This window comes from Megasphaera sueciensis (assembly GCF_050219315.1).
Taxonomy (GTDB): Bacteria; Bacillota; Negativicutes; order Veillonellales; family Megasphaeraceae; genus Megasphaera_A; species Megasphaera_A sueciensis.
The window spans coordinates 2,752,692-2,777,726 of sequence record NZ_CP116939.1 but is presented as its reverse complement, the minus strand read 5'-3'; the positions used below and the strand labels follow the sequence as shown (position 1 = coordinate 2,777,726).

Genomic DNA, 25,035 nt, shown 5'->3' with positions numbered 1-25,035 from the left:
TTTCATTATTACACTATATTGTAGAAAGAGGGTTATATTATGAGAGATTTATTTCCTGTAACTAATGATTTCAGATTCCCTGACTCCGCTTTTGATAATTTTTTCAACGGGTTGTTCCAGCCAAATCCGGCAATGCAGATTAAACTTCCTAAAGTAGACATCGAGGATAGTGAAAATGCTTATATCATAACAGCTGACTTTCCCGGCATGGTAAAGGGAGATATTAATATTACCTATGACAATGATGTATTGACTATTGCAGCTCAGCATAATCAGGAAAAAGAAGAAAAAGAAGAAAACAAACATTATATTCGGAAAGAACGCAGCAGCAGTACATTTAGCAGACAATTCATTATTCGCAATATAAAAAAAGATCAAATCGAAGCTGCTTTTACCAACGGCATATTAAAAGTCAACTTACCCAAACTTGAATCTAAGGTTATCGAAAACAGTCATCGGATTGACATCAAATAAAAATTATGCGTAACCAGTAAAATAGCCTCTCCTATTTTTGTACCGACCCCCAAAAGTTAGACCTAAAAATCAACTTTTGGGGATCGGTATTTTTTATAATCATCCTAATTTTTCAAATCGATATTTTTGTTCGGCGTACGGATATTTTTCATGGTCAACTTCCCCCATAAACATCTTCACAGGTCGTGCATATGTTTTCTTTGTATCTGCCAACGCTTTGTATATTACGAACTGTTCCCCGGTTTCTGTGTGTTCGGCAATGGTAACAATTTGATACTTATTCTTTTTAAAATGGATCCATACTTCATTTTCTTTAGGTAATTCTCTCATGATGAACCTCCTCTTTTATAGTATTATGATATATATTTTACCACAGAAATCTAAAACGTGGTTAGTTCATCAAAAATTTTTTCGGCATATGTATCTGTCATTCCCGCAATATAGTCAATACAGGCAGAGCGGTATTCTGATTCATTCTCCTTGATATGATAAATAACGCGATTACCAAAAACATTTCCTAAATTATCTTCTACAGCAATTTCTCTGCCGATATCAGAATATTTTCTCATGCGTTCCAAAAAATGAGCACCTAGTGTAGGATACTCTTCACTCAATTTAACCAGTTCCTTTATCGTGTCAGGACCGCGATAGCAGCGGCTTAATATATCATAAATAGATTGTATGATAAGTTTTGCATACTTATGATATATTTCCAGCCGTGGATTACTATAAATAAATTTATAATTAAACTGCATAACCGTATCCATCAAATTCAAATGCTGTTCAGACAATACCAGTCCTTTATCCGGTATACTTTCTTTACAAATATCTGTAATCAGAGGATACATAATAGCCGTATTGGTAACCGATTGCAACTGTGCCTTAAGATGTCCGTTCAGTTGTTCCTTTAAATCTCGCAAAGGATTTCCATCTTCTTTTAAAATTCCCAACCGAACAGCATCCTCAATATCTCTTCCAAGATATGCTATCTTATCAGCAATTTTCACAACACATCCTTCCCAAGTATACGGTTCAAATTCCCCTGCTCTTTCTATTTTATTAAGGTCTACATATTCTTTACGCGGGCGCAGTACGGTTTGTTTCATCTCACCACAATGGCTTACAATACCATCACGAACAGCATACGTCAGCATAAGATTTGAAGTCTTGCCCGCTGGGTCCAGCAGCGTTTCAATATCATCAACCACACGCAAGCCTTGGCGTTCATGCCAAAAGGGCTGTCCTAATTCTTTTTCACTAATTTTTTTTAGAACCCGTTCTCCTAAATGTCCGAATGGAGAATGTCCCAAGTCATGTCCATTTGCAATAGCTCCAATAAGTTCCGTATTAAGCCCTAAGTACTGCCCTATTGTACAACTCACAGAATCCACATGATTTACATGTTCAATCCGTGTACAAATGTGGTCATTCTTAGTCGTAAAAAACACTTGTGTTTTATGCTTCAAACGGCGATATGCCGTTGAATGCAAAATACGAGTATAATCACGTCCAAAAGGCGTCCTAAAATCATCGGGACGCGTATATAGGTTTCCATTGCGCTTAATAGCTAATTTCCAATTAGGGTGATTTTCATCCATCCGTTCCTTGTAAAAAGCACCGTTCCCCATTATTTTCCTCCTAACGTGTATCACCATCCGTATGGCTTGGCATTCTTCATGTTAAAAATCCGCTTTTACCTTATATAACAAAAAGAGGAACCGTCATATACGCAGACTGTCCTCTATTTGCTCATTTTATTTGGGCGGTATTGGGCCGTTCCCTTTTTCCTGCGAAACACGCCATTCCGGCACAGGTTCTTCATAATTCAAATCTGCAATTCTTTTTTTTAGCGTTTTGTTCTCATATTCCAATTTATTGATTCTATCCTGTGCCTTGCGTTCACGAATATAATGTTGTGTTTTAAGCTTCAACCCCCAGCAGAAAGCAATAAATATCCCTGCTAAAAGCGATAAAATAATAACAACAATCAGATTAGAATTAAATTTCATCGTAAAAAAAGAAAGTTCCACAGGCATAGAATTCTGTATTGCTAATACTGCAACAAAAAAACTGGCAATTCCTATAAGAATAATATACAACATGCGGACACGCCCTCTCCTATGGCTTTGTTTGCGAGAATGTTCTCATATTTTCATCATAAGCTTACCCGTGGACTTTGTCAATCATCTGGCAATTAATTTTCTTTAGGTTCCGGCAGAAAAAGAGTACTGACCGCCATTGCCGCAGCAATCGCTATAATAATAACCATAACTGGCATGATTCCAAAATCATCAGCAAAATGCCCCATAAAGGGGACCACAATACCACCGGCACTAAAAGACAATCCCAATGTGACCCCGGAAGCAAAACCAATACTTTTAGCTAAATAACTCTGTCCCAGAACAACAAAGGATGAATAGGTTCCATGCATAGAAAGGCTTAACGGTAATAGAAGAATAAACAAAATCCATATGTTTTGCAAAAATACCGCTGCAATAAGAAGCGGAACCATAAAAAAGCTGCCTCTTTTAAGTACCGTGACAAATCCCCAATGATCTGCAAGATATCCTCCAATCATAGTTGTCACTATCCCAACTAAATTGAATACAGATAAAGTCAAACTTCCCACCGCATTGGATGAGCCCATGACATTAATGCAAAATAATGGTAAAAAACTACCCAATGCAGTAGCCACTATCGAACGAAAAATAATAACAACCGTCAATCTGCCGAATCCATTCCAATCGTTGCTTGCTTCTTTGTGTATAATGTGGTTTGCTATATCGGCGTTCTCTTTTTCTCGAATCATAGCCGTCGCCGTTTTTCTAATTTTTGGCACAATATAAAGGAGTATCATAGCCATAACCACACCTACAATACCGAAAAACAGCAATCCTTTCATACCAAACAGCTCAATCACAGCTACCGCGATAAGCGGTCCAAAACCGTACCCACCATTTCCGCCAATAGAAAAAATACTCATGCCGGAACCGCGCTGATCACCCGACACGGAATTAACAAGGCGTGCCGCTTCCGGATGAAAAACGGCAGCCCCCACCCCCATCACAGTAACTGCTGCAAAAATCAACCAGTAATTACTCACGAATCCGGTTACGGCAAACGTTACCCCCGTGAGCAAAACGCCAATACTCATAAACCATTGAAAAGATGTTTTATCTGCTAAGTAACCAAAAACAGGCTGAATAAAAGATGATAAAAAACAAGACGCAAACATGATACCTGCTATATCGGTATAATTCATGCCATAAAAGGTAACAAAAAACGGCAAAACTGCAGGCAATGCCCCTGAACTGATGTCATTGCATAGATGCGCCGCTGCTAATATATATAAGTATTTTTTCTGCATACACTGACGCTCCTGCTTATTTGTTTACTCTGCAGCCTTCTTCTGCTGCCAGCCAACAATTATTATTTTTTCTTTCTTTTATAATGACGGTAAAAAAGGTATGCTACTGAAGCAATCGTAACCCAGATAAGAAACCGTCCGCCATACTTACTAAATTTCAATAAATCATGACCCAGCCAAACTTCTACAATCACTGCCGGCATTTTGCCAATAAGGGCAGAAACGGTATGATCCCGAAGACTGATTCGGCTCAGAGCAGCAATAGCGGTAAACAATACATTCGGAGTATATGGAATGGCCCGAAAAAATGTCATCGTTCGTATATTGCTGTATTGATCAAGTTTTTCCGCCATATGATTGTCTTCAATTAATTTCTGTGCTTTCTCCCTCAAAATATTCCGCATGATGATAAAACCCAGATCAATTCCAATAACCTCTCCGATCCAAGAAATAATAATTCCTGGTACGAGACCAAAAATAACCCCATTTACGGTGAGAAACGGAATAGAAGGCAAGCCTGTCATGTTAGTAATAATAATCATAAAAATGCTTATAATAATGGCCCAATAACCAAAAGAAGTAATATACGCTACCAAGCCCTCCATATTGCCTGTCATTGTTAAATGAAACAACGTACTATAAAATCCCGGAACTAGGAAATGAACTCCGGCAAAAACAAATAGTATAATGGCAATAACAAATCCTTTAAATACCTTATCTAAGGTTGTTCCTTTTATCATATCACACACTTCTTTATTTAGAAATAGAATGGCGCTATCTTTACTAATTATACTACAAAACATCGATGTATAGGAAAAATAAAAAGGAATATTAGTAAATCTGTATAAATAAGACAGCTTATATAGTACCTTATTTCACTACCTTACCTCTAAAAAAGTAAAAAGCTAACAGATTTTCAACGGCAAAATTCGTATCGTCTTGTATTGCATTCCCTACCATTTCGCATTATGTCTTTTAACTATTCGCATTGAATGCACGACATAGTATTTCTCTTCCCAGACACTAGAATCTACTACACTCATATTTATTTTTTACTATTATATTCCTCAAAAAGCAGCACTTAATTATATAAAAGAAGCCGCTAGGCAATATCGTGCTTCTTCTTTTAATACTATGCAAGGTCACACAAAGCCATATTAATAAAAGCTGCTTTGAGATTTTTCCCCAAAACAGCTTTTATTAATATTCTCTTTTTATGACACCATACATCAGCCGTAGTAAGTAATCATCCCAAACAGCTTATTTAAATATGAGTTCATGATAAAACAATACGTTGTATATATCAATGTTCTGCTACACGGATTAAATTAAACACTTGTGTTGCTGTATTCGTCATATTTTTTAAAGCAACATCCTTATTCATTGCTTCTTTCAATGACATTGCCGAATCTACAATGGAAAAAAATGCGTCAATCCCATGTTTATTGCAAGCTTTTGCATCATCAGTAGTACAGCCGGCCAATGCAATTACTTTAGCACCATATTTTTTTGCCAATTTCGCAACTCCAATAGGGGCTTTTCCCATAGCCGTCTGTGCATCTAAACAACCTTCTCCCGTAACAACATAATCTGCATCTTGTATAGCTTCGGCTAGATGAATAGAATTGAGTACAATTTGTATTCCCGATTGAAGACTTCCCTTAATATATGCCAAAAAAGCAAATCCTAAACCGCCCGCCGCTCCTGCTCCCGGTGTTTGAGATAAATCGGTTCCTATAAATTTTGCAGTTACTTCAGCAAACACACGGCTTCCGGCATCCAAACGGTGTACCATATCCGGTGTTGCTCCTTTTTGTGGTCCAAAAATATAAGCTGCCCCATGGGTACCGTATAACGGATTATTTACATCACAGGCAATATGAAAAGTGCAGTCTTTTATAGCCGGCACAGCTTGAGAGGCATCAACAGATGCTATATTTTCAACAGCTTTTCCGCCCAACCCCACAGGCTGTCCTTGCTCATCCTTAAAAATAAAACCTAATGCCTGCAGCATACCGACTCCGCAGTCACTGGTCACGCTTCCGCCTATGCCGATAATAAAATTTCTGGCTCCTTCAGACATTGCCTGCACAATAACTTCTCCAACACCATATGTCGTAGTGTTCAGCGGATTTCGTTCTTCCTCCGGCACCAGTCCGATTCCTGCGGCCCCTGCCATTTCAATGATCGCGGTTTTAGATTCTTTCAAAAAACCATATGGACATTGAACCATTCCGGCAAGCGGTCCATGAACCGCTGCATACCGCAATTCACCGTGCAGTCCTTCTACCAGTGCTGCCACCGTTCCCTCTCCACCATCGGCCAGCGGTTTTACAATAACTTCTACCTCCGTATCACTGTAAGCATTGCGAATACCTGCTTCAATCGCCTTACCTGCTTCATAGGAAGTCAGACTGTTTTTTAAAGAATCGACAGCTACAACTACTTTCATAAAATTCATCTCCCGCATAATATGTATAATAAGTATTCATATTATGAGTATAGCAAAATTAAAAAAGATAAACTATGTTATACAAGCCAAAACCATATAACTATTTCATTCTTTATTTATCATAGATACTACTCTATTTTTTTAAATTGACACCTATATATAAAACGACTGCATTTGTAAATTTCCGCGGGTCCAATCCTGTTTTAACATAAATTTGTTTGAGTCGGTACTGCAATGTGTTTTTATGAATCATCATTTCATTTGCTGTCGACTGCAGAGATAATTCATTTTTAAAATAAGTCTGCAATAATTGAAACTCTTCCTCGTTTAATGCTGTACAAACTTTTTCCACATACTGCCGCTGTACTTGTTCATCAATGCTCTGTAACAATAATTCCAAATTCATATTTTCAGCAAACATACAAAAGAATTGATGATCTTTTGCATATTTCATGGCCATACGAGAAAATCGGTATGATAAATAAATATGCCGGACAGCTTCCCATGTTCCTACGCCAATATATAATTTAGGAGAAAAAGCAGTTTCCCACGCTGCTACCCGTTGCTTCCATTTTTTATACTTAGATTCCGGCACAAGACAAACAACCATATTAGGATAAATATGAACATGCAGAGGCAATTCCAATTCCTGTAAATTTTCTGTAATATTACGCTCAATTTGGCGCTGAATCTGCCCATCGCCCAAACAATCGAGCATATAACTGATAGCAACATATTTTTCATCTGCCAGAATATCGGCATCCCCCATAATTTGCTGTATTCCTTCTAAATCATGATATAAGAGGGCCATGACTAATTTTCCTATACGCTGCTGATCATCATACGATTGTATCTCCAATAAATATTCTTTCATAAAAACTTCACAAATTTTTGTCAATAAGAATCCATATTGCCCTACAACATTTGGTTCACCCGTAATTCCGATAACTCCGACAACTTGATCGTTCATCGTAATAGGATAATTAATTCCGGAATTTGAACCTTTATATTCATCCTTGTGATAAACGGTCCGGGTCTGTCTGGTACGAGCCGCTAAATGTCCTGCTTCATGATACGTTCCAATGCGTTTGGAATCCGTACTAGCTAAAATAATGCCCTGCGGATCAATAAAATTAACATTCCATCCCACAATCGTTTTTGCAGAATCTACTATTTGCTGTGCAAAATCCATATTGATACGTACCATAAATTTTCCTCCAATTATATAGTACCCCGGATAAATCCGCTACTTTGCATTCAATCCTGTCAATAACCCTTTTAATATATCAGCTGTCGCTGGCGGACATCCCGGTACAGAATGTATAAATCCACAGGTACACGAACCAATTCCAAGAGAATTTCCACTTTGGTCTCTAAATGTTTGTCCAATGCAAACAGGGTGTTTTTTATAATATGACAAAAGTCCTCGCTCTTCTAAACGTGCCAATGCCTGAATTAGATTTGCATAGCAGGCAGAACAGGCATTTTTTTCAGTTACTGCTTTTGCCAAGACCTGTACTTTGCGGGAACGAATCATTTTAACAGGGCAAGTATCTTTTTCCAAAACTATGAGATTTGCATGCTTAAGATCCATAGAACCTACACCTAATTCAGCTGCCATCTTGATGTAGCCGATCTCACCGGGTTCGTACCCCATTGCCGAAGCCGCATATGAATCTATCAACACTGGATCCAAGCCGGCAACAATACGATTCATAGGGACCGGGTTTCCCCCCTCTTCAAAATCCAAATCACCGCAAAGCCCATCCATAAGGATAAAGCCTGGATGCAGAACAGTATTTAGATAAGCAATCGGACGATGCAATCCCAAGGTATGAAAATGCCGTTTTTCCTTATCAGATAAACATCCCTTAAAATTTTTTAGTGCACCCGTGATTTTTGTTTGACAATGGCCTTTTAATACGGGCATGGTAATAATAAAATCCAAATCAAGTGCCGTTTTACTTATTTCCATTTCAATGGGACCTGCCTGAATCTTGCAATACGTATCATCTTTGGTATCTAACAAGGGAACTTTATATTTTTCGGCAACGTTTTCTATACCGCTTATTGAAAACGCCCGTTTGGTATCGTCGCCAATCCAAGAGCCTTCCAAAATAATGATATCGTAAAATCCATGCTCCTGCAAATATTGGATAAGAGCCTCTACCATAAGCGGCGATGTTGTTGCTCCGGAGTCATGCGTCTTGGCTACCACTAAATTAGGTTTAATACCAATTCTGGCATGCTTAGGAATAGATAAAGCCAATTCCGCTTTATCCAATACCATCCGTACCATTCTTGAAATATGAGTACCATACGTAATAATAATATCATCTTTTTTCATTGCTTTACATCTCCTAAAAAACACAAATGCCCTTATTATTTTTATGCAAATTCCAACAAATTCAGTCCTACCGCTTCACTGTATTTTCTATCTATCTTCCCTTTTATCAAGGTAATAATAACTTCTCCCGTTGCACTAATAACAGCGCGATTTAAATGTCCCCCAAAAACATGTCCCAATGTATCCCCTACACTAATATGAAAATGACTGTAATAGTTTCCTTGCATAGAATCGATCGTTCCCGTAAGTGATACAATTTCAAAACTGCCTGTAAATTGATTGGCTTTATATTTTTTAGCCATAACATCAAAAACTCCAACGACAATCTCACAAACAGCCCCTAACCCTTGTATCATAGCTAAGTTAACATGTTCCTTCTGTGCAATGACCTTAAGTGTTTCTACTATTTCTTCTCCTTTGTCTAACCTCGCAATTATATGTGTTTCATCGATTTTTCTATAATCCATGTTGCATATCCTCCTTTTTCGTAATCAAAGCATATATTTTCTATAATAAATTATATATTAATGGAATTATTAAGTCAATATTCAAAATATTCATTTTAATATATGAAATATTCATTTTAAAATTATTTACTAAAAAACGGCACATACATGTGCCGTTCAAAATTCCGTATAAATAGTAAGGGGTAATACAGCCTATTCAGCGTCGCCCAAATTTTGCATCGCCAAAGAAACCCGGCTTGCATATTCCAATAATATAGGCCTATATCCAAGGATTTGTTCTCTGGTATAAGTAGAAACAGGTCCGGATATACTAATTCCACCAATAATATTTCTGCCAATATCAAAAACAGGTGCAGCAATGCAATTTCTCCCATTTGACCATTCTTCCAAATCTGTCGCATACCCTTGAAGACTTACCTTTTCAATCTCTTTGCGAAATTCTTGTTCATCCGTAATCGTATTCATCGTACATTTAATAACTCCGTTCGCAAATATCTTGCCAATCAATTCGGGATGCTGAGATATCAACACTTTGCCCAATGCTGTACAATATACCGGGCGTCTCATACCTACATGAAAATATCCATATCGGCAATAGGGCGTTTCCGCTCTGGCAATATATAGTACTTCATCGCCCTCCAATACGGCCAAATTTACATTGATTTTTTCCTTTAGTGATAATTCTTCTAAGTAAGGCATACCTATGCGCCGCAGCGAAATAGAGTTTAATACTATGCTTTCATATTTTAATAAGCCTAATCCTAATGAATATACATTTCCATGTTGTTCCACAAGGCCTGACTGTTTCAGCGTAGTTAACATCCGGTATGCTGTAGGCTGGCTGATTCCAGTCATTGTACTTATTTCCTTCAGACGCAGCCGGGGCTTTTCCATCGAAAATGTATTTAATAATTGTATTGACTTCACTATGCTGTTGTTTGTATTGGCACCGACCGTATGTGTTGGCATAATCACCATTCCTAATTATTGGTAAAATTTCAATATATAAAATAATAATTTAATTATAAAACGGAATTTTATATATTGCAATGAAAATAAATCAATTTCGTATAAATAAGAACACGACGGGAAACTATCCCGCCGTGCCATGGTAAAAACAAATTAACGTTTTACTTCAATATTATTCATTTTTTCATAAAAACGAACAATGCTGCTATGATCGCATGCTTCCAAGCCATCATTTTTTAGTACCTGCATTTCTTCCATTACTTGTGTAACAAGAGGAAGGGCAAGGCCTAAATTATGAGAAGTTTCAATGACATTATTCAAATCTTTTATATGCAGATTGATACGGAATCCAGGTTTGAAATTACGATCCATCATCATCGGACCTTTTGCATCAAGTACCGTGCTTCCTGCCAATCCTCCTCGAATCGCTTCATAAACAAGATTAGGTTCTACACCTGCAGCCTGTGCCAAAGTAAACGCTTCTGATACGGCAGCAATATTGATGGCAACAATAATCTGATTTGCCAGTTTAGTAATATTTCCCGCTCCTATTTCCCCGCATCGTACAACAGAACCAGCCATAGACTTCATAACATCATAATAGGAATCAAAGATTTCCTGCTTGCCGCCTACCATAACTGACATCGTACCATCAATAGCTTTGGGTTCTCCGCCCGATACAGGTGCATCCAGCATTTCAACCCCGATTTTATCCAGTTCAGCCGCCACTTCACGACTAACTAATGGTGCAATCGAACTCATATCAATAAGGATTTTACCTGCTGATAATCCTTCAATCAAACCGCCTTTTCCCAATACAACGGTTTTAACCTGCGGTGAATTTGGCAACATAGTAATAATGACATCACACTGCTGCGCAATCTCTTTTGCAGAAGCCGCGGATTTAGCTCCTAGTGCGGTTACTTCATCAACTGCAGCCTTGTTCAAATCATTAACAGTTACATCATAACCGGCTTTTAATAAATTTTTGCTCATGGGCTTACCCATAATACCTAAACCAATAAAACCAATTTTCATGTTCATTAGCTCCTTTTCATTGTAAACTTTAATAAAAAATATATATAACACATTGCTTACAAAAAATATGCAAACAATATATTATCGAACCAAACAGGGCTTTTTATTATCAAATGTCCACCCTGGAATAAGAAATTGCATCGCAACAGAATCATCTCGATTACCGCAGCATTTTTCCTTATATAACTGATAAATAGTTGGAAATCTGTAATAATACATTGCGATAATCACCGACTTACGCACCTATAACATATTTTTTTACTTGTTCCAATGCGGCCGTAATTTTACCGACACCCGGAACTTCACCAATACCCATATGTCCCGTTTCATCTATAGAGAATAACCACGTTACGAGTAAAATACGGTCCATGAGCACCGCTCAAATTAAGGAACATTGAATTCGTGTCCCGCTACTGGATATACAGCCCTTTATACAACTTTAGGTGTCTTATTTGCCATTTTTACACATCCTTTGCAAAATAATATTCTATATTATCCAAGCAATTCCATCTCAACCAATACGTTCCGCAATGCTGCCCGTTCTTCCGGTTTCAAGGGACCGCAAGGTCCCATGCAAGGCCCTGCATCAATTCCCAACAACGTTAAAGATTCTTTAATAACAGCCGGGAATGTTCCATATTTAAAAGCGATCCGCAGCGGTGCCAGCTGATATTGTGCTTTTAATGCTCCCTCTAAATCTCCCTGCTGATATTTATCATAAATATCAGCGCAAAGACGCGGTGCCACATTAGCACAAGATGCTATTGCCCCCGATGCACCATACACCAAAGAAGAATAAATCATCGTATCTCGGCCTACTAATACAGAAAAATCTTTTCCCTGCGTCAAACGAATATATTCACCCACCAGTGTCATATCTCCAGAAGATTCTTTAGCCGCTACAATGTTAGAAATATCAGCAAGCTTAGCAATCGTTTCCGCGTTCACGTTAACACCTGTTTTCGGCGGATTATTATAAATAATAATCGGTAATGATGTATTATCTGCAACTGTTTTATAATGCATATATAATTCTTCTTGACTAGGTTTGATAAACATCGGCGTCAAAATAGATACACAGTCCACCTTGCATTCCTCGGCCATCTGGGTTAACGCGACTGTCTCTTTTGTCGTAATAGCGTTAGTCCCCGCATAAATGGGAACACGCCCGTTGGCCTGATCCATTGCAACTTGAAAAATATAACGTTTTTCTTCTAAACTAAATCCGTAAAATTCGCCTGTAGTCCCTACTACAAATAATCCATGAACACCATTGCCGATTAAATAGTCAATTAACTTTCTGGTTGCCGACTCATTAAATGTGCCATCCTTGGTAAGCGGTGTAATCATAGCCGGTATTACCCCATGCGGCTTAAATACTTTTTTTATCATTCTATTCCCTCCATTGCCATAAAATATAATTGTAATAACTTATATTTCATATTTAACATATTTTATTCAATATATGAAATTAATTAATCTATATTTAAAATGATATACCATTATTATGAAACTTTCAATGTTTTTTACTTATTTTTCATAATCAGGATATAATCATACAAATTCACAAATCAACTTCTCGTTATAAAAATTACGTGATAGGTGCCGGGTTGAATAAGCATAAGTCATTATAAATTTTCCATTTTTCTGCCCAGCTTTGCTTATTTCCGCTGGCAACAGCAAGAATCATATCAAAAATTTCTTTGCCTACAGATTCTATCGTTGCTTCTCCTTCTGCAATTCGTCCTGCATTGATATCAATAATATCAGGCCATTTCTTTGCAAGAATGCTTCTGCTGCAAACTTTAATCACAGGTACCATAGCTAGTCCATAGGGTGTACCACGGCCCGTTGTAAATACTTGTACATGGATACCCGAAGCAAGCTGACACGTACCGCAAACAAAATCACTAGCTGGTGTTGCTGCATAAATCAAACCTTTTTTAGTTGGCCGTTCGCCAGGAGAAATAACTTCAGTGATTGGACTGGTCCCTGATTTGACAATAGATCCCATCGCTTTTTCGACAATATTCGATAATCCGCCTTTTTTATTTCCGGGTGTTGTATTAGCGCTACGGTCGACCTCTCCTAAACTTAAATAACGATCATACCATTTCATTTCTGCCAAGAGACGATCAGCGACATCAGCATCTACAGCCCGCGGCAATAACCGGTCAATTCCATCACGAACTTCTGTAACTTCGGAAAACATCACAGTAGCCCCCGCACGTACTAAAAGGTCAGCCGCATAGCCAACCGCAGGATTAGACGTCACTCCGGAAAAAGCATCACTGCCACCGCATTGTAACCCCACTACTAAATCAGAAACAGGACAAACTTCACGGCGACGTTGATTCAATCGCTGTAAAATTTTTTCAGCATTTTTCATAATTGTCTGAACAGATGCAGCAAAACCATTTTCATCTTGAAGTTGTATATGAACCGCATGCACATCGCCATCAATCACTACTTCCGGGCGAAGTTTTTCACATCCCAAACTAACAATCAACATTTCTCCGCCAAAATTTGGATGTTTCGCTAAATTTTTAATTGAACGAATCGGAATTACCGCCGCCGGAGCATTGATTGCCACACCACAACCATAATTATGTTTCATTGCAACTACATCATCTACATGAGAATATTGAGGCAGTAGTTCTTCTTTAATTTTCTTTACTGCAATATCTACAACTCCGGCTACACATTGCACACTGGTTTGGATTCCCAAAATATTTTTGGTAGCTGCTGTCCCATCTGCATTTCGATATCCCATAAAAGTCATTCCCTTTAAGGGTTCTAACTGTTTCATTTCTTGATAATTATAAATCATCTGATTTACATCGGGCGGTTCAGGCATGCCAACCAATGATTCCTCGATCCAGCTTCCTTTGGGAATGAATTGTAGTGCATACCCTATCGTCTGTCCGTACCGAATAATTTCCCCGCCTTGTGGTATATCCTCCAGTGCTGCTTTATGTGCTTGCGGAACATCAGTAATTAACGTAAAACCATCTTCAAACCGGGTCCCTTTCATAAGACCGCCTTCATTGGCAATAATGGCTACATTATCTTTTAAGTGTAATTTTATTCGTAATGGTTTTTGTAATGCCATAGTCGTCATCCCTTATTATCATAATCAATTTGCTTAAATACAATGCGTCCTTTTTTTATAGTCATTTTAGGAATTAAAATACAATTTCCAATTAATTCATAATTATCTATATCCTTAAATGTGCATTTCCGATTACATAGTTGAAAAATTGAAACATCTGCCTGCTTTCCTAACTGTAAAGAGCCAATTATATCACTCATATTCATCGCAACCGCTGGACCATATGTACAGGCATTCACAACACTCATTAAATCCATTCCCAATGCTATATATTTTGACATAACCCAAGGTAAGTTAAAGCACACTCCATTAAATATAGTATTTTTATTTAAGTCCGTACTAATAATATCTGGGAAAAAGCCATCCGCAATTGCAGTTATAGCTGTCTTAAAACTAAAATTATTTTTCCCGTTTGCTGCATCAAATAAGACTCCGTTCTTTTGAGCCACTTTTATTTCCTGTAAAACATTTCCTTTTTTATCGAGAATTGTATCTCCTTTTCCATGAAAAACATGTGCAAAAACATCACCTTTTCTCAATAATGTTACGGCTTCTACTGGTGATCCCGGTGAATCTGTCATGTGAACAGCTACACGACATTTTAATATATTTGCTAACTCAATTGCTTTCTTTAATGGCATAAAGTTAAGATCACCAACTAAATTTCTACTTTCTCGAACTTTTATTCCTAACAATTCATGACCATATTTAGAAAACAATCTTGATATAGCCTGTTCATCACAAACTCTCGGATCTTGATTTTCTGGAAATTGATCTGTGACTTGCCCTGACGAAGAAATTGAAATATAACTTCGGACATCCATCAAACTATCATTAATGATATGTCGGTGAAAGACTTCATAATTAGATACCCCTGTTGTTCCGGCATCAACTGCTGAAGTAACACCATAAGGTAATAAACTTAAATCTGGAGGAATACTAACATCTGTTCCTTCATAAAAAATATGTGTATGATAATCAATAAGTCCTGGCAAAACAATATAAGTCTCTGCTGAAACTTCTAATGTATCGGAAGATGGAGTGAACTTATCTACAATATGATTATCTTGAATATAAATATCCTTAATATGATCATATCCACAAACGGGATCTAAAACTCTTCCTCCACGTAAAATTATTGAATGATACATAATAACCCAGCCTCCATTATGCAATATCTTTAATGGGCTTTACTCCAAAAGCCACTGCTAATCCGGCAACTACCGCCAATATACCTGCTAACAAAAAGGCTGCATTGAAATTACCGCTAAATTCAACAATAAACCCAGTAGCCGCAGGCCCTATGATACCCGCCAAATTTGAAATGCAATGAACAAAACCACCAACACCGCCTACATTCTTCCCTTGCACAGCATCTTGAATAATGGCCCAATAGTTAGATGTTGTCAAATATTGACAAAAAATAGTCAAAGACATTAGCCAAACAGCAATAGTAACAGAGTTAGCCAATGTACTCGTGCATACACCTAATGCCGCTCCAAACAGGCAAACTACAATAACTAGTTTTCTAGAAAACATTAGTCTACCGGTTTTTTTGTAAACAAAATCAGAAATAAAACCACCTCCAACTTGGCCAAAAAATCCTACTAACCAAGGAATAGCAGAAACAATCGCCATATTCTTAACACTTAAACCTTGTTCCATTACTAAATAAGAAGGAAACCATGTTAGAAAAAAATACAAAATATAATTACTCGCAAAAAATCCCATTGCCGTAGCTAAAATAGTCGGTTGTTTTAAAAAATATTTTAATGAAACAGTATTCGATACAGTAGACTCTGTTATCTGTCCAGAAATGATCTCTTTTTTTTCTGTCTCTGACACAAATTTGCTTTTTTCAGGAGAATCGGCTGCATATTTTAACCAAATTGCTGTCCATGCAAAACCTAAAAGCATAATTATAATAAAAGGAATCCTCCAGCCAAATTTTAATGCCAAAAAACCAATAATGGGTCCAGTTAAAGCTGCCCCCAAAGACATACCTCCAGTTGATATTCCTACTGCACGAGCTCTTTCTGAAGCAGGAAACCAATTGTTAATTGCCTTATTATTCGATGATCCTATTGGACCTTCTCCTAATCCAAATAATACTCGGACTACATATAATGATGTAAAGTTAAATGTACCCGCAGTTAACCCTCCAAATAATGACCAAAACGACATAGAAATGCCAAAAGTTTTTTTAGGTCCCAGTACATCAGACAAATATCCTCCCACAAAATTAAACAAAGCATATCCAATAAAAAAACTACTAAAAATTAACCCCATATCTGCTGCAGTTAAATTGAATTCTTTAGAAACATAAGGTGCAACAATCGATAATGCAGCTCTATCAATATAATTAATAAAGCTAGCAATAAACAACATAAATAAAATAAAATTTCTAAATTTTTTAAACATAATTTCAACTCCTCAAATAATCGAATTATAATTAAAGTAATGCTAAATTTCTAGTACAATTTTATATTTTCCTAAATCATATTACTAATTTTCCAACTCCTTTTTCTTTTATTTTCACTATATGAAATAATTATTTCTTTAAATAAAATTATATTGCAATTTATATAATATTTCAATCAAAAAAACAACATACTTCTTGCTTATTATGCAATAAAAATTCAATTACTTCTTTATTTCATAACATAAAATCATTATGATTGTTTTGTATACTATAATTTATTATATTTTCTTAGTTCAAAATCCAAAAATCAAAAACAGCAGTCTGTCATATAATCATATGACAGACTGCTGTTTTTATACTTTCCTACTCTAACACCCTATATATTTACGCACCTTGTTCAGAAATCATCCGTAATTTTTCCCGTTTAACATCTTGCCGCAAACAAATTCCTGTCACTATAGCTGATGCTAAATCCGACAGAGGACTTGCCAGCCATACCCCTAAAAGGCCCCAATAATTTGACAATATATAAATCAAAGGAATAAATACAATAAGCTGACGCAGCATACTAAAAATAATAGAATAGATAGGTTTTCCTGTCGCTTGAAAATAATTGGCTGAAATAATCTGGAATCCTACAATAGGCGACATGAATAGAAAAATACGCATTCCCGGGACACCCATAGAAGCAAGCAGCGCCGAATTATTAAACACGCGAATAATGTTTTGAGGAAAAAATTCAGCGAAAAAAAATCCCATGATGCCCACAAGTACGGCTGCCGTGATTGCCATTTTAAGAGTTTGCAGTACTCGTTTATACTTACGGGCTCCGTAATTGTAGCCGATAATAGGTTGTGCTCCTTGACTAATTCCCACAATAGGCATCAGAAGAAGCATCTGTACCCGATTGATAACTCCATACGCGGCAACGCCGGTAGTACCGCCAAATAGTTGAATACGCACATTTAAAACAATCATAACGGCGCTCGCCACAACCTGCATTAAAAAGGGCGCTATGCCAATACGAAAAATATCCTTTACAATTCCTTTACGAAGAATCAAACAATGCCAGCGAAATCGCAGTATACCGGGTCCGTATGTAAAATAATATACAACCCATACCGCCGCGGTTGCTTGTGCTAAGATAGTTGCCAAAGCTGCGCCTTTTACGCCCCAGTAAATAACAAATACAAACAAATAATTCAGTATAATATTAACAACAGCTGCAATAAGCTGTGTCTTAAGGGCTGTATGAGGATCCCCTTGTGCTCGAATAATATTATTGAGTCCAAATCCAATGTGCATGAATACGCTGCCCAGAAGAATAATAGAAATAAAATCTTTCGCATAGGGTAAAACATCGGGTGTAACGCCTAAAAAGTCAACTAAAATAAAATCCAAAAAATATAAAAACACGCCTGTTGTAAAAACTAATAAAATGGCAATGAGTGTCAGCGCATTTCCTAATATCATTTCCGCTTCATCACGTTTCTGTTCTCCAAGACGCAAGGACACCATCGTCCCTGCACCCACACCGACAAGCATACCCACCGCCATGAGAAACGTCATTACCGGGAAAGCAATAGTGACCGCCGTTAAAGCAATTTCACCAACTCCCTGTCCCACAAAAATGCTGTCCACTACATTGTATAAGGCTGTTACTACCATACCTGCAATAGCCGGTATCGAAAATCTCCATAACAAAGGGGCAATCCTTTCCTCCCCCAAAAAAGCAGCACTTTCCATATATGTCCCTATGTCTTTCTATCTAAAATAATATAAATCACAACGTAACTACTTTCGTAATTCCCGCAGTGCTGCCTGCACACGAGCGGTATCAATGGCTTTTGCTTCAGGATCGGCTACACTGACTTTCAAAATATGTTCCGCTTCTCTCTTAATATGTTTATATAAATTTTTTGGAAAATCCGGACATTCGGTAAGAATCCCTCTGGGAAATACCGCTTCTCCTTCCATCATATACTGGATCGGACACAATAAAGATTTACGGGGATGATACATATCCAAGTAGAGATAATCAATAAACTTTCCCGTCGCATTAATAATTTCAAACTTATCAATCGTTCCGTTAATACTATCGATCTTATGAAAAAAAACTTTTGCTCCCGTTGTTTTCATACGCAATTTAGATAAATATGTCAACTCTCCTATAGGACCATTGCAAGGAATAGGATTTGCTGCACAATGTCCAAAATTACCGCTGGCCCCCGGAAGCATATCACAATCGGTTCCGGCAAGGACTTTTTCTTTTAAATTTTTAGAAAGGCATTCATTTTGCAATTTCTCCGAATTAAATAACGTATATGCATCATCATAAATCTGCTCCGTTCTTGTTTTTGTCATATCTGCACCAAAAAATTTTTCCATAAATCCCATAGCAAATCCTCCCATACATACGCCGTCATCCTATGACGGTCTATACGCTCTATATGACATTATAAGGCCTATAATTTTTTCTGTCGAGATACTCACTACAAAGTTCTATATAGTAAAAACATAAAAAAGAATGTCTGGTCATAATAGTAAAATCTGACCAGGCATCCCTTTTTATGCATCCTATGGAATCAATAATCAGCGAATAAAATTTGTCGGCTGCCATTTTTCATAATACGGTTCATCAATTCCTGCATTGCGCCCTGTCTCTATACACTTCAAGAGCCACGCCATGTTTTCCCCAAGGGTACGCATAGTCTGCAATCCTTCCAAATCTTTCCGAGCTTCTTCTGCTGTGTTCCCATGAATTTGATTCCAATATTGCGAGGGTACAATAGGCATATTATTCATACCAAAATATTTATTGAGTTGGTCATATGCGGCACTCGCCCCGCCACGACGACATGAAACGACAGCTGCCGCCGGTTTTTTAGCAAACCGGTGAGATGCTGAAAACATAAGTCTATCCATCAAGGCCGTGATTTGTCCGCTGGCCCCGGCGTAATATACGGGGGATCCAACCACAAGACCGTCTATTCCATCAGCCCTCTCCGCAATTGTATTAACAGCATCATCAAATACACACTTTCCCAGTGAAAAACATTTTCGGCAAGCAATACAGCCTTGAACGGGCTGTACCCCAATCCAAAATATTTCCGTCTCAACACCGCGTTTATGCAGCGTTTTTTCTACTTCCCGCAAAGCGGTATACGTACACCCTACTCGATGCGGACTGCCATTGATAAGCAAAACCTTCATTATGATCCCTCCCAGCAAATACTATATTCGTCGTTATATTTTCATTATACTATTTCACGTCAAGGGTACATGATGCGGTAATAAACGTACATTCTTTTTATCACATAATTCCCCAAAAATGCTGCATAATCAAGGACATCACGGCCACACAGAACCAAGTTGTCAAGCCTAATACAATAGGCCGTATTCCATTTCTTACCAAACTTTTTAAATTTGTATTGAGACCGATGGCAACCATCGCTACGATAATAAAAAATTTTCCTGCATTGCCTAATACATGCGACCATGACGTCGGAAGTATTCCTGTCGTGTTTATAATAGAAGCTGCAACAAACCATAAAATAAACCACGGGAAAATTTTTTTGATTTCAAATTGGCCATTTTGATTCTTCTTGCGGTGTGCCATAAAAACTGCCATAATAACACACACAGGAACAATCATCAAAGCCCGAGTAAGCTTAACAATCGTGGCATAGTTTCCTGCATCAGCACTATAAGAGTATCCCGCTGCAACAACACTGGAAGTATCGTTAATTGCTGTACCAGCCCACATGCCGAATCCCATATCGCTCATTCCCATTACATGCCCTAAAAAAGGAAATAAAAATACAGCAATAATATTAAATAAAAAAATCGTGGAAATCGAAAAAATAATATCTTTATCTTTGGCTCCGATAACCGGTGCCACTGCCGCAATGGCCGAACCGCCGCATATACCCGTCCCTGCACCAATAAGAATAGTCGTACCAAAATCCAAGTGTAATACTCTTCCCATTCCATAAGCAACAACAAAAGAAGTCAATAACGTAAAAATCATAACAGAAAACGATGTCCCGCCAATTGCAATTACATTGAAGAGATTCATTTCAAATCCTAATAGAATAATGGAGTACTGAAGAATTTTCTTTCCCGTAAAACGAATACCCGGTTCAAATGATGCGGGACGTGTAATTCCTGCCAATACAATTCCTAATAAAATACCAAATACGGGGCCTCCTATAATAGGAAAACATATTCCTAAAAAATAAGCAGGCAACGCTAGCCCCGCTGATAACAAAACACCGTTCACATTTTCTTTTTGCAATAAAACCACCTCATTTAAACATATTTTCAGGCTAATTCCTGCCTGATTTTTTATCAGTTTGTAGTGTATCACTTGTAATTATATATGTAAAATAGTATTATTTAATTAACTTGATAGGTATATACCTATATAAAAGGAGATATTATTATGACGCTGCGTCATTTACATATTTTTATCTGCGTGTGTGAAGAATCAAACATGACAAAAGCAGCTAACAGGCTTCACATGTCTCAGCCTTCTGTCAGTCAGGCTATACGAGAATTAGAAGAACATTACAACGTACATCTATTTGAACGTTTGGGACACCGTCTTATTATAACTTCTGCTGGAGAATGTCTCCGCTCCTATGCCACTGCCATGGTTCGTCTTGATATGCAAATTGAATCTGCCATGAAGGATTTCGGCAATAAAAGTATGCCTCGCATAGGGGCTAGTATTACAATCGGAGAATCTTTTCTTGTTGAACTGCTGCAATATACAAAAAAAAGACATCCTGAATTTTCTATTTTTTCTGAAATCCATAACACAACAGAGCTGGAATCCATGTTATTTGCCGATACAATAGATTTAGCATTGGTAGAAGGTGCTATTCAGTCAGATTATATTACAGTCATTCCTTTTATGGTGGATGACTTGAGTTTTATCTGTTCGTATGAAAATCTTCTTGCTAAGAAAAAATCGATATCCCTATCCGATCTGCAGCAACAAAATTTTTTTATCCGGGAAGCAGGCAGCGGAACACGTGATCTTTTCGAACGTGTCATGAACGCAAACCACATTACTTATAAAATTGCCGGTGTATATAACAATGCCGAAAGTCTAAAAAAAGCAGTCGCCGCCAATTTAGGCATCAGTGTTATTTCCCGCCGTGCCGTATGGGAAGAAGTAAAACAAAAAAAATTATCGCTGTTTTCCATAGATGGCTTAACTTTTCAGCGAACTTTTCGCATTGCTTACCACAAAGATAAATATATAACTCCCCAGCTGCAAAAGATTATTGCTGCCTGTCATGATTTAGGACAAATTGATGATTTCTATTGACAGATACTAACTTGTACTTTATAATTTATCCAACAAATAATAACGATTATTCGTTGGATAAATTTATTACGGAGATGATAGAATGCTCTGTCCCAGATGCCAAAAGCAATTACCCCCCAGCAACGATGAATGTCCTTTTTGCGGTTACAAAATCAACGTTGAAAGTTTGTTAAAAAATGCATTCCCCGATTGTGAAGATGGAAAAGGATTGAATTCCTTAAACGGAAGAACATCTGCTATTCTTATTGTTTTAATCATTGCAATGGTTTCTTTTGCTGCGTATATAGCGCTAAATTAATATACAATAAGTAAAATGCCGGCATTTTTCTTTTATGAAAGAAATGCCGGCGTTTTTATTATATTAGTTTTTATATACAGCGCATCCTAGTTCTGTAACCAACACTATTTTTAGTATATGGATTACCAAATCATATATTTTTCTGCCTCTTGACGAAGCCAATCTCGAAAATCAGGATGTGCAATTTCAACCAAAGCTTCTACTCTTTCCCGTACATTAAGACCGCGCAACCATGCGACACCGTATTCCGTAACAACATAATCCGTATCATTTCGTGAAGTTGTTACGGCTGCCCCTGATGCCAAAAACGGCACTATTTTTGAATGAAGCATTTCCTGTCCGTTTGCATCTTTTGTCGTGTATGTCGAATGCATGGCAATGATAGATTTCCCTTTATTTGACATCTGCGCTCCCTGCACCGTTTCCGACTGTCCGCCGGTTCCAGACCATTGCAGATTTCCGACTGTTTCTGATGCACACTGCCCTGTCAAATCAACTTCCAGGGTAGCATTGATAGAAACAAATTTATTATTTTTACCGATTGTATAGGGATCGTTGGTAAATGTACAAGATTTAAAAAGAATAGATGGATTATTGTCAATATAATCATATAACTTCTGTGTTCCCATTGTAAAAGAACAAACAGAATACCCATTCAGCAATCCTTTTTGTGAATTATCAACAGCACCACACTCGATAAGATCGACCATCGTTTCTGTAAACATTTCAGTGTGAATTCCTAAATGTTTTTTTGTACGCAGTTCATGTGCCACAGCATTAGGTATATTGCCGATTCCCAGCTGAATAGTAGAGCCGTCTTCAATTAATGATGCAATGTGCTTACCAATCATTGCATCCACTTCTGTATAGGGTGAAATTTTAGCAATAGGAATAGCGCGATCAGATTCAACGACAGCTGCCACTTCTGAAATGTGAACCTGTGTGTCTCCAAAGGTCCGGGGGAAATTCGGATTTACTTCTAAAATGGCTATCGCACCTTGGTTAATAAGATCACGTTCATAAATAGCGCTGATGGAAAGAGATAAATATCCGTGTCTATCCATAGGAGATACGGTTGCCAAAACAACGGGCCGGCGCTTTTCATACTGCACTCTGCGATCTATCGTTTTGCGAAGAATCGAAGTAGAACTCTGCGGAATATCACTTGTTAATTTTTCTTTTTGAGATTGTCTGCAAGCTCCAGAAAAAAACCAACCGTTATGTGCCATGACACCTTTCATTTCCTGATCGTGAAGCCATGGATAATCTTTCAACGGCAAACAGGTATTTAACATAGTATTTTTAACTCCCGTTTTTTTCAAATATTGCATTTTATCCAATATAGCGGCTGGTTCTCCGGCTGCCTGCGCACTAAAAATATAATCATTGTCTTGAATCAGTTCCAAGGCCTGTTCTGCTGTCATTAATTTTTGTGCATACATTGCTTCCTGCATTGTCATAATAATTCCTCCCCAATAAACATTATACAGTAAATTTATTTATTACCTTTTTCTTTTTTTGATTTTCCTGTTTCAGGCAACAGAAATGATCCTAAAAAAGCGGTCGCACTGACTACAACAGCAACGGTCAATCCTGTTGCATATCCTGATTTATCAATAACCATGCCAATGATGAAAAATACAATGGTTTCAATAATATAAGCCAACGCCCAAAAAATGCCCATAATTTTAGTCAGCTTAACAGGTGTCATATTCGGCAGTTCCTGTGGTATCATAAACAAGCTGGTTACAGGAATAAACATAAGATTCCCTATCGCAAAGGCTGCCGCTAAAGCAATAAAACCATTTGTTGTCGTAAACATCAGCACGCCAGCTGCAGTAAGAAGAAATCCGCAGATGCGTATAACCGGCAGCCGCTTGAAGTATACTTTAGATAATAAAATGGTAATGATCGTACCCACGATACCTCCAAAAGCAACTACGACACTTAATGTTTTAGAATTGATAACGGTTGTCCCTGATATAGGAAAAATATTGAGCAGTACAATATAAAATGTTAAAATTCCCGAATAGGTAAATGGCAAAATCCAATTGTTTTTTTGCTTTAAAGCGGTACTGAAAGAATACTCTTCCTTTACTACATTATTTTCTCCTGAATTGTTCGCAGTATTCAATGCAAAATCCTGCCCCACCAGAAGCCATACCAAAAATAAAACGCCGCTGATGCCGGCAAAGAATCCCATACTGGCCTGCCAAGTCTGCATAACGGCGATAACAGGACCAACAACCAACATCGCCAGCATACCTCCGACATTATATGCGACACTATTAAGAGCGTTGACGGTAGGACGTGTTTCTGGTTTAAAGTAATTGATTACAACCGGACTAAAATAGACTACATAAACAGCTCCTCCAAACCCCATAATAAAGCGGCCTAATACAAATGCCCAATATTGAGGTGACAAAATAGCAACAAGGCTGCCAATCACGATCATAAAAGATCCTAACCCAATAGCTTTTCTCGGTAGCAGTTTAATTAGTAATCCTGCTGCGCAAAAATTACCAATAATTTTTGCTGCTGTAATGGAATTAGAAATAAAAGTTGCCGACATAAATGAATCCAACTGAAAATATTTCATAATCTGAGGCGTTAATGTACTTCCTGCAATCCAATTGACAGCAAATAATGCATAGGTAAGAAACATAACTAATTCAATTACATTTGCTCTTGTTGATGAAACTCGTTGTTCTTCAAACATAAATATCCTCCTCTCAAATACACTGCTATAAA

General features: G+C 37.5%; 24 protein-coding genes. 2 read left to right on the top strand and 22 right to left on the bottom strand.

What is annotated here, in order from left to right:
• Positions 1-39: 39 nt before the first annotated feature.
• A complete protein-coding gene (locus NXG62_RS13325) occupies positions 40-474 on the top strand; it encodes an Hsp20/alpha crystallin family protein (RefSeq protein WP_427112907.1) in 435 nt (144 codons plus the stop codon).
• Positions 475-573: 99 nt separating this feature from the next.
• Here NXG62_RS13325 and NXG62_RS13320 read toward each other — a convergent pair whose 3' ends face one another.
• The 20 genes from NXG62_RS13320 to NXG62_RS13225 all read right to left on the bottom strand — a co-directional run bounded on the left by NXG62_RS13320 (position 574) and on the right by NXG62_RS13225 (position 20,954).
• Positions 574-804 carry a DUF1653 domain-containing protein gene (locus NXG62_RS13320; RefSeq protein ID WP_091652445.1) on the bottom strand — a complete coding sequence of 77 codons (231 nt, stop codon included), beginning with the start codon at positions 802-804 and terminating at the stop codon, positions 574-576.
• Between the two features lie 50 nt (positions 805-854).
• Positions 855-2,102, bottom strand: coding sequence for a deoxyguanosinetriphosphate triphosphohydrolase family protein (locus NXG62_RS13315; protein WP_427112906.1), 1,248 nt, complete (start codon positions 2,100-2,102; stop codon positions 855-857).
• Between the two features lie 126 nt (positions 2,103-2,228).
• Entirely contained in the window at positions 2,229-2,576 is a 348-nt protein-coding gene (locus NXG62_RS13310; protein WP_427112905.1) for a LapA family protein, read from the bottom strand.
• A gap of 92 nt (positions 2,577-2,668) precedes the next feature.
• The gene (locus NXG62_RS13305) at positions 2,669-3,841 is read right to left on the bottom strand and encodes an MFS transporter (protein ID WP_427112904.1); all 1,173 of its coding nucleotides are present in this window, start codon (positions 3,839-3,841) and stop codon (positions 2,669-2,671) included.
• A 62-nt stretch (positions 3,842-3,903) separates the two neighbouring features.
• A complete protein-coding gene (locus NXG62_RS13300) occupies positions 3,904-4,581 on the bottom strand; it encodes a TVP38/TMEM64 family protein (RefSeq protein ID WP_427112903.1) in 678 nt (225 codons plus the stop codon).
• 563 nt (positions 4,582-5,144) lie between these two features.
• Positions 5,145-6,293, bottom strand: a complete 1,149-nt coding sequence (locus NXG62_RS13295; protein WP_427112902.1) for a glycerate kinase — start codon at positions 6,291-6,293, stop codon at positions 5,145-5,147.
• A 133-nt stretch (positions 6,294-6,426) separates the two neighbouring features.
• Positions 6,427-7,500, bottom strand: coding sequence for a CdaR family transcriptional regulator (locus NXG62_RS13290; RefSeq protein WP_427112901.1), 1,074 nt, complete (start codon positions 7,498-7,500; stop codon positions 6,427-6,429).
• A gap of 39 nt (positions 7,501-7,539) precedes the next feature.
• Positions 7,540-8,640, bottom strand: a complete 1,101-nt coding sequence (locus tag NXG62_RS13285) for a DUF362 domain-containing protein (RefSeq protein ID WP_427112900.1) — start codon at positions 8,638-8,640, stop codon at positions 7,540-7,542.
• Between the two features lie 41 nt (positions 8,641-8,681).
• Positions 8,682-9,107, bottom strand: a complete 426-nt coding sequence (locus NXG62_RS13280) for a PPC domain-containing DNA-binding protein (protein ID WP_427112899.1) — start codon at positions 9,105-9,107, stop codon at positions 8,682-8,684.
• 192 nt (positions 9,108-9,299) lie between these two features.
• Positions 9,300-10,076, bottom strand: coding sequence for an IclR family transcriptional regulator (locus tag NXG62_RS13275; protein ID WP_427112898.1), 777 nt, complete (start codon positions 10,074-10,076; stop codon positions 9,300-9,302).
• 153 nt (positions 10,077-10,229) lie between these two features.
• Positions 10,230-11,165: a 2-hydroxy-3-oxopropionate reductase gene (gene garR, locus NXG62_RS13270; RefSeq protein ID WP_427112897.1), complete on the bottom strand. Its 936-nt coding sequence runs from the start codon at positions 11,163-11,165 to the stop codon at positions 10,230-10,232.
• 184 nt (positions 11,166-11,349) lie between these two features.
• Complete coding sequence (locus NXG62_RS13265) at positions 11,350-11,484, bottom strand: hypothetical protein (protein ID WP_427112896.1); 135 nt, start codon at positions 11,482-11,484, stop codon at positions 11,350-11,352.
• A 122-nt stretch (positions 11,485-11,606) separates the two neighbouring features.
• Entirely contained in the window at positions 11,607-12,506 is a 900-nt protein-coding gene (dapA, locus tag NXG62_RS13260) for a 4-hydroxy-tetrahydrodipicolinate synthase (RefSeq protein ID WP_427112895.1), read from the bottom strand.
• Between the two features lie 199 nt (positions 12,507-12,705).
• Positions 12,706-14,226, bottom strand: coding sequence for a galactarate dehydratase (gene garD / locus NXG62_RS13255; RefSeq protein WP_427112894.1), 1,521 nt, complete (start codon positions 14,224-14,226; stop codon positions 12,706-12,708).
• Between the two features lie 5 nt (positions 14,227-14,231).
• Complete coding sequence (locus NXG62_RS13250) at positions 14,232-15,377, bottom strand: amidohydrolase family protein (RefSeq protein ID WP_427112893.1); 1,146 nt, start codon at positions 15,375-15,377, stop codon at positions 14,232-14,234.
• Positions 15,378-15,393: 16 nt separating this feature from the next.
• On the bottom strand, positions 15,394-16,647 hold the full coding sequence (locus NXG62_RS13245) for an MFS transporter (protein WP_427112892.1): 1,254 nt from the start codon (positions 16,645-16,647) through the stop codon (positions 15,394-15,396).
• A gap of 385 nt (positions 16,648-17,032) precedes the next feature.
• Entirely contained in the window at positions 17,033-18,352 is a 1,320-nt protein-coding gene (locus NXG62_RS13240; protein WP_427112891.1) for an MATE family efflux transporter, read from the bottom strand.
• A 90-nt stretch (positions 18,353-18,442) separates the two neighbouring features.
• Positions 18,443-19,045 carry a hypothetical protein gene (locus tag NXG62_RS13235; protein ID WP_427112890.1) on the bottom strand — a complete coding sequence of 201 codons (603 nt, stop codon included), beginning with the start codon at positions 19,043-19,045 and terminating at the stop codon, positions 18,443-18,445.
• A gap of 195 nt (positions 19,046-19,240) precedes the next feature.
• Positions 19,241-19,861 carry a flavodoxin family protein gene (locus NXG62_RS13230; protein ID WP_427112889.1) on the bottom strand — a complete coding sequence of 207 codons (621 nt, stop codon included), beginning with the start codon at positions 19,859-19,861 and terminating at the stop codon, positions 19,241-19,243.
• Positions 19,862-19,961: 100 nt separating this feature from the next.
• Positions 19,962-20,954 (bottom strand): YeiH family protein, encoded by a 993-nt coding sequence (locus NXG62_RS13225; protein ID WP_427112888.1) that lies wholly within the window; start codon positions 20,952-20,954, stop codon positions 19,962-19,964.
• Between the two features lie 138 nt (positions 20,955-21,092).
• On the opposite strand from NXG62_RS13225, the gene NXG62_RS13220 reads away from it, so the two are divergent.
• Entirely contained in the window at positions 21,093-21,986 is an 894-nt protein-coding gene (locus tag NXG62_RS13220; RefSeq protein ID WP_427112887.1) for a LysR family transcriptional regulator, read from the top strand.
• Positions 21,987-22,406: 420 nt separating this feature from the next.
• Here the strand turns inward: NXG62_RS13220 and NXG62_RS13215 are convergent, their stop codons facing one another.
• Complete coding sequence (locus NXG62_RS13215; RefSeq protein ID WP_427112886.1) at positions 22,407-23,744, bottom strand: acetyl-CoA hydrolase/transferase family protein; 1,338 nt, start codon at positions 23,742-23,744, stop codon at positions 22,407-22,409.
• 35 nt (positions 23,745-23,779) lie between these two features.
• A complete protein-coding gene (locus NXG62_RS13210) occupies positions 23,780-25,003 on the bottom strand; it encodes an MFS transporter (RefSeq protein ID WP_427112885.1) in 1,224 nt (407 codons plus the stop codon).
• Positions 25,004-25,035 lie beyond the last annotated feature (32 nt).

Bases quoted from the DNA above. Each gene is read 5' to 3' on its own strand.
- NXG62_RS13250 (WP_427112893.1), bottom strand. From the start codon at position 15,377: ATGTATCATTCAATAATTTTACGTGGAGGAAGAGTTTTAGATCCCGTT.
- dapA (WP_427112895.1), bottom strand. From the start codon at position 12,506: ATGATAAAAAAAGTATTTAAGCCGCATGGGGTAATACCGGCTATGATT.
- NXG62_RS13310 (WP_427112905.1), bottom strand. From the start codon at position 2,576: ATGTTGTATATTATTCTTATAGGAATTGCCAGTTTTTTTGTTGCAGTA.
- NXG62_RS13215 (WP_427112886.1), bottom strand. From the start codon at position 23,744: ATGACAATGCAGGAAGCAATGTATGCACAAAAATTAATGACAGCAGAA.
- NXG62_RS13285 (WP_427112900.1), bottom strand. From the start codon at position 8,640: ATGAAAAAAGATGATATTATTATTACGTATGGTACTCATATTTCAAGA.
- garD (WP_427112894.1), bottom strand. From the start codon at position 14,226: ATGGCATTACAAAAACCATTACGAATAAAATTACACTTAAAAGATAAT.
- NXG62_RS13245 (WP_427112892.1), bottom strand. From the start codon at position 16,647: ATGTTTAAAAAATTTAGAAATTTTATTTTATTTATGTTGTTTATTGCT.
- NXG62_RS13315 (WP_427112906.1), bottom strand. From the start codon at position 2,102: ATGGGGAACGGTGCTTTTTACAAGGAACGGATGGATGAAAATCACCCT.
- NXG62_RS13220 (WP_427112887.1), top strand. From the start codon at position 21,093: ATGACGCTGCGTCATTTACATATTTTTATCTGCGTGTGTGAAGAATCA.
- NXG62_RS13300 (WP_427112903.1), bottom strand. From the start codon at position 4,581: ATGATAAAAGGAACAACCTTAGATAAGGTATTTAAAGGATTTGTTATT.
- NXG62_RS13280 (WP_427112899.1), bottom strand. From the start codon at position 9,107: ATGGATTATAGAAAAATCGATGAAACACATATAATTGCGAGGTTAGAC.
- NXG62_RS13320 (WP_091652445.1), bottom strand. From the start codon at position 804: ATGAGAGAATTACCTAAAGAAAATGAAGTATGGATCCATTTTAAAAAG.
- NXG62_RS13230 (WP_427112889.1), bottom strand. From the start codon at position 19,861: ATGAAGGTTTTGCTTATCAATGGCAGTCCGCATCGAGTAGGGTGTACG.
- NXG62_RS13290 (WP_427112901.1), bottom strand. From the start codon at position 7,500: ATGGTACGTATCAATATGGATTTTGCACAGCAAATAGTAGATTCTGCA.
- NXG62_RS13295 (WP_427112902.1), bottom strand. From the start codon at position 6,293: ATGAAAGTAGTTGTAGCTGTCGATTCTTTAAAAAACAGTCTGACTTCC.
- NXG62_RS13265 (WP_427112896.1), bottom strand. From the start codon at position 11,484: ATGGACCGTATTTTACTCGTAACGTGGTTATTCTCTATAGATGAAACG.
- NXG62_RS13305 (WP_427112904.1), bottom strand. From the start codon at position 3,841: ATGCAGAAAAAATACTTATATATATTAGCAGCGGCGCATCTATGCAAT.
- NXG62_RS13210 (WP_427112885.1), bottom strand. From the start codon at position 25,003: ATGTTTGAAGAACAACGAGTTTCATCAACAAGAGCAAATGTAATTGAA.
- NXG62_RS13325 (WP_427112907.1), top strand. From the start codon at position 40: ATGAGAGATTTATTTCCTGTAACTAATGATTTCAGATTCCCTGACTCC.
- NXG62_RS13235 (WP_427112890.1), bottom strand. From the start codon at position 19,045: ATGGGATTTATGGAAAAATTTTTTGGTGCAGATATGACAAAAACAAGA.
- NXG62_RS13275 (WP_427112898.1), bottom strand. From the start codon at position 10,076: ATGCCAACACATACGGTCGGTGCCAATACAAACAACAGCATAGTGAAG.